At 75.7% G+C, this 4,084-nt stretch carries 5 protein-coding genes; 2 read left to right on the top strand and 3 right to left on the bottom strand.

Features of this window, described 5'->3' with window-relative positions; translation table 11 throughout:
• Together L7D48_RS16800 and L7D48_RS16795 are read left to right on the top strand one after the other, a co-directional pair.
• Window positions 1-1,516: DEAD/DEAH box helicase (locus L7D48_RS16800; protein WP_256462908.1), on the top strand; the 1,516-nt coding region annotated here is incomplete at its 5' end.
• A gap of 148 nt (window positions 1,517-1,664) precedes the next feature.
• The gene (locus tag L7D48_RS16795) at window positions 1,665-1,862 is read left to right on the top strand and encodes a DUF2795 domain-containing protein (protein ID WP_237880258.1); all 198 of its coding nucleotides are present in this window, start codon (window positions 1,665-1,667) and stop codon (window positions 1,860-1,862) included.
• Window positions 1,863-2,047: 185 nt separating this feature from the next.
• Here L7D48_RS16795 and L7D48_RS16790 read toward each other — a convergent pair whose 3' ends face one another.
• The 3 genes from L7D48_RS16790 to L7D48_RS16780 all read right to left on the bottom strand — a co-directional run bounded on the left by L7D48_RS16790 (window position 2,048) and on the right by L7D48_RS16780 (window position 3,843).
• Entirely contained in the window at window positions 2,048-2,254 is a 207-nt protein-coding gene (locus L7D48_RS16790) for a hypothetical protein (protein ID WP_237880257.1), read from the bottom strand.
• 167 nt (window positions 2,255-2,421) lie between these two features.
• Window positions 2,422-3,369 (bottom strand): phosphorothioated DNA-binding restriction endonuclease, encoded by a 948-nt coding sequence (locus L7D48_RS16785; protein WP_374492523.1) that lies wholly within the window; start codon window positions 3,367-3,369, stop codon window positions 2,422-2,424.
• A gap of 78 nt (window positions 3,370-3,447) precedes the next feature.
• Window positions 3,448-3,843, bottom strand: a complete 396-nt coding sequence (locus L7D48_RS16780) for a DUF1330 domain-containing protein (protein ID WP_237880255.1) — start codon at window positions 3,841-3,843, stop codon at window positions 3,448-3,450.
• Window positions 3,844-4,084 lie beyond the last annotated feature (241 nt).

The following is a 4,084-nucleotide window of genomic DNA, read 5'->3' as shown; positions in this document are numbered from 1 at the left end:
CTCCCGCTCCCAGGCACCCGCGCGGATCCCCGCGCAGAAGACGGCCTCCGGCCGCGGGAGCGCCCCGCGCCAGGAGGAGCCCATGGCGCCGGCCGGTACCCCCGGTCTGCCTCCGGCCGCCTCGTTCGCCGAGCTGGACATGCCCGCCCCGCTGCTGGAGACCCTGGGGCGCGAGGGCGTCACCGCCCCGTTCCCGATCCAGGCGGCCACCCTGCCCGACTCGCTCGGCGGACGCGACGTCCTGGGCCGCGGCCAGACCGGTTCGGGCAAGACCCTCGCCTTCGGACTGGCCCTGCTCGCCCGCACCGCCGGGCACCGCGCCGAGCCGCGCCGCCCGCTGGCCCTGGTGCTCGTGCCCACCCGGGAACTGGCCCAGCAGGTCACCGATGCCCTCACCCCGTACGCGAAGGCCGTACGGCTGCGGACGGCCACGGTCGTGGGCGGTCTGTCCATCGGCCGGCAGGCCGCGGCTCTCAGGAACGGCGCCGAGGTGGTCGTCGCCACCCCCGGGCGGCTGAGGGACCTGGTCGAGCGCGGCGACTGCCGGCTGGACCAGGTGCGCACCACCGTGCTGGACGAGGCCGACCAGATGGCCGACATGGGTTTCCTCCCGCAGGTCACCGCCCTGCTGGACCAGGTGCGCCCGGACGGCCAGCGGATGCTCTTCTCCGCCACCCTGGACCGTGACGTGGACCGGCTGGTGCGGCGCTTCCTGTCCGACCCGGTGGTCCACTCCGTGGACCCCCCGGCGGGCGCCGTCACCACGATGGAGCACCACATCCTGCGGGTGAGCACCGACGACAAGAACGCCGTCGCCACGCGCATCGCCGCCCGCGACGGACGCGTGATCATGTTCGTGCACACCAAGCGCGCCGTGGACCGGCTGGTCAGAAGGCTGCTGGCCAGCGGGGTGCGGGCCGGTGCCCTGCACGGGGGCAAGTCGCAGAACCAGCGCAACCGCACGCTGGAGCAGTTCAAGGACGGGCAGGCCACGGTCCTGGTGGCGACCAACGTCGCCGCCCGCGGCATCCACGTCGACAACCTCGACCTGGTCGTCAACGTCGACCCGCCCGCCGACCACAAGGACTACCTGCACCGCGGCGGCCGTACCGCGCGGGCCGGCGAGTCCGGCAGCGTCGTGACCCTGGTCACTCCCGAGCAGCGCCGCGAGGTCGACCGTATGGTGGCCGCCGCCGGTGTGTCGCCCCGGGTCACCCCGGTGCGCTCCACCGGTGAGGAACTCGTCCGGATCACCGGGGCGAAGGAGCCCTCCGGCGTCCCCGTGGTCCTCGCCGCGCCGCCCGCCGAGCGGCCCCAGCGGGCCCAGCGGCCCCGGGGCGCCTCCTCCGGCAGGAGCGGCGCGTCCGGCCGGGGAGGCTCCTCCGGCAGGAGCGGCGCGTCCGGCCGGGGAGGCTCCTCCGGCCGGGGCGGTGCGTCCGGCGCCTCCCGCGGGCGCCGGGGGCGCCCGGCACGGGGACGGCGTACTCCGGGCGCGGCGAGCAGCGCCTCCTCCTGAACCGCTCCCGGCCGCCGGGGCACCCGGTCGGCCGTACGGGCCGGGCCGCCGTGCATGCCGTGTGGGCCGCCGGGGTACCCCGGCGGCCCACACGGCGCACAGCCCGCAGAGCCGGTGGGGCCCGTACAACCCCGTACAGGAGGATCCGATGGCGAAGATCAGCAACCCGATCGAGCTGCAGAAGGCCCTGGGCGGCGTGGACTACCCCGCCGACCGCGAGTCCCTGGTGAGGAACGCCAAGGAGAAGGGCGCCAAGAAGGAGGTCGTCGAGGAGCTCTCCTCGCTGAAGAAGGACCGTTTCGACGGGCCGGACGACGTGAGCAAGGCGGTCTTCGGCAAGGGCTGAGTCCCGCCCGTACGACGCCCTCGGGGGCGCGGCCGCCGAGCGGCCGCGCCCCCGAGGCGTGTGCGATGCCGTGCACGGGCCTGCCGTGTACGGGCCGTTCGCGAGGCGGCCCGGCGGCGGTACGGCCGGCTCGCGGCCAGGGCGTGCCCGACGCCGCCCCGCGGACGGGGCTTTCGGAACACGCCCTAACCCCGCCCGCCCTCGCCCTTCTCGCCGGTGAGGTCCTCGCGGTCCACGCCGGCCTCGTTCATGGCGTCCTCGAGCTGCCGCCCGACGTTCCCGCGGTCCTTGTTGGCCTCCTCGGCCCGGCGGGCGGACTCCTGGCCCTGCTCGTCGAAGACGACCTGGTCGGTCTTCTCGGTCTTCGGCCGGTTCTCCTCGGGGGTGGTCATGACGGCCTCCTCGGCTCCGTGGCGTACGCGGTCGTCCGCGACCGCCGTCGATCTCCTGTGCAGGAGGACGCCGTACCCGCTCAGGAGCGCCGCATGCGCGTCCGTGTCCTCGTCCGCCGTCTCCGCGCGGCTCGCGCCCGCCGGTGCCCGCCGGTGCCCGCGGCGGTTCAGGCGGGGACCGCGCGGCCGCCGTGCTTGAAGACCTGGCGGTCGTGCCACTTCACGAAGACGGGGTCGACCGGCGGCAGTCCGGGGCGGGGCCTGGCCAGCGGGGCACCGTCGAGCGCCCCGACGGCGCGGCCCGCCGGGCCGCGGGCGGTGTAGCGGGGGGAGACGCGGATGCGCAGGTCCAAGGTGAGGCCGAGCGCCCCGAGGTCGAACAGCGCGTGGTGCAGGGCGCACAGGGCCAGACCGTTGGACGGCTCGTCCGGGCCGTCCTGGCTGTGCCAGCGCACATGGGCCGCCTCCAGTCCGGCCGGGTGGCGGCCCAGCGCACCGTCGTAGCCGCACATCGCGCAGGCGCGGGCGTAGGCGTGCAGCACCTGCCGGGTGAACTCCGTCCGGCGCGGGCGGCGCCTTCGCGCCCCGAGGGTGAGGGCGGCCTCCTCCACGGCCGTCAGGTCCAGTGCCGTCAGGTCCAGTGCCGTCAGGTCCAGCCCGGTGTCGGCGCGGATGGCGGGTTCGAGGGCGGGGGTGAAGTGGAGGTCCAGCAGGAGCCGGGCGGCGGCGGCCAGGGTGCCGGGGTCTGCCAGGAGGCGCTCGACGGGCGCGTGCAGCCGTCCGGTCGCGCCCCGGGCGCGCAGCCAGGAGCCGCGCTCGGGGGCCGAGGGAGGTATGAGGCGGCCGTCGGCGTCCCGCAGGTCCCACAGGGCGCGCTCCAGGTGCACGAACGGCATGGCGGCGCGGTCGGTGGAGCGCGCGGGAGGGCCGTAGTCGTCGATCATGCGGCCGACCGGCTCCTCGGCCTCGCCGTAGGCCGCCGCCGTGCTGCCGGTGGCCGCGAAGCGGCCCAGCAGCCACAGCAGCAGAAGTGGTTTGTGCGGTGCGCGCCGGCCTGCGACCGGGGCCCGTCTCAGCCCCGCCAGCGCGGACAGCAGTTCGTCCTTCGTCGCCACGTCCCTCGTCACGGCGGCCACGGTGCCATGTGCGGGCCGGACCGCGCCGGGGAACGCGTGGACGGGTCCGGCCGCTCGTCAGTCCCTTTCGGAGGAGGAGCCGCCGCGGGAGGTCCACGGGACGGTCGGCTGGAGCACGGCCTCGGTCAGCGCGCGGGTGCGCAGGGCGGTGACCTCCTGGTACTCGGGGTCGGCGACCATACGGCAGAACGCCTCCCGGCTGGGGTAGCGGACGAGTAGCACCGCGTCCCAGACCTGCCCGTCCTCGGCGACCAGGGCCGTGGCGCCGTCGCCGGCGTAGAGCACCTCGGCGCCGTAGCGATCCAGGAAGCGGTCCGCCAGGTGCCGCGCGTACTCCTCGTACGAGGCCCGGCCGTCCGGGGCGAAGCGCAGCAGGTTGAGCATGACGACCGGGCCGCCGGGATCCTCGGCCAGCATGCGCTTGAGGTCGGCTCCCGTGGGATCGATGGCCATGGGGGTCTCCTTGCCGCCGTGTCGGCGTGTCGGTGTGCGGGTGTGCCGGTGCGCTGGTGCACTGCCGGCGGGGTCGGCAGGAGCTTAGACGCCCCGCCGCCCGTTGCATACCGTCTGGTCGGTCCGCACTGGGCCGGGCGGTTCACCGGTACGGGCGAGCCTGTACCGGATGCCAGGGGGTAGGCCCATGTGCGCACCGGGCGGACGGGTTCCCGTTCCCGTCCCACCGCCCCTCCCCACC

The organism is Streptomyces sp. ICN903, assembly GCF_022015835.1.
In the GTDB taxonomy this organism is placed as follows: Bacteria; Actinomycetota; Actinomycetes; order Streptomycetales; family Streptomycetaceae; genus Streptomyces; species Streptomyces fenghuangensis.
The sequence above is the reverse complement of the archived record's forward strand: the minus strand, read 5'-3'. Positions and strand labels throughout refer to the sequence as shown.

Coding starts and splice junctions, on each gene's coding strand:
- L7D48_RS16790 (WP_237880257.1), bottom strand. CDS start 2,254: ATGACCACCCCCGAGGAGAACCGGCCGAAGACCGAGAAGACCGACCAG.
- L7D48_RS16795 (WP_237880258.1), top strand. CDS start 1,665: ATGGCGAAGATCAGCAACCCGATCGAGCTGCAGAAGGCCCTGGGCGGC.
- L7D48_RS16780 (WP_237880255.1), bottom strand. CDS start 3,843: ATGGCCATCGATCCCACGGGAGCCGACCTCAAGCGCATGCTGGCCGAG.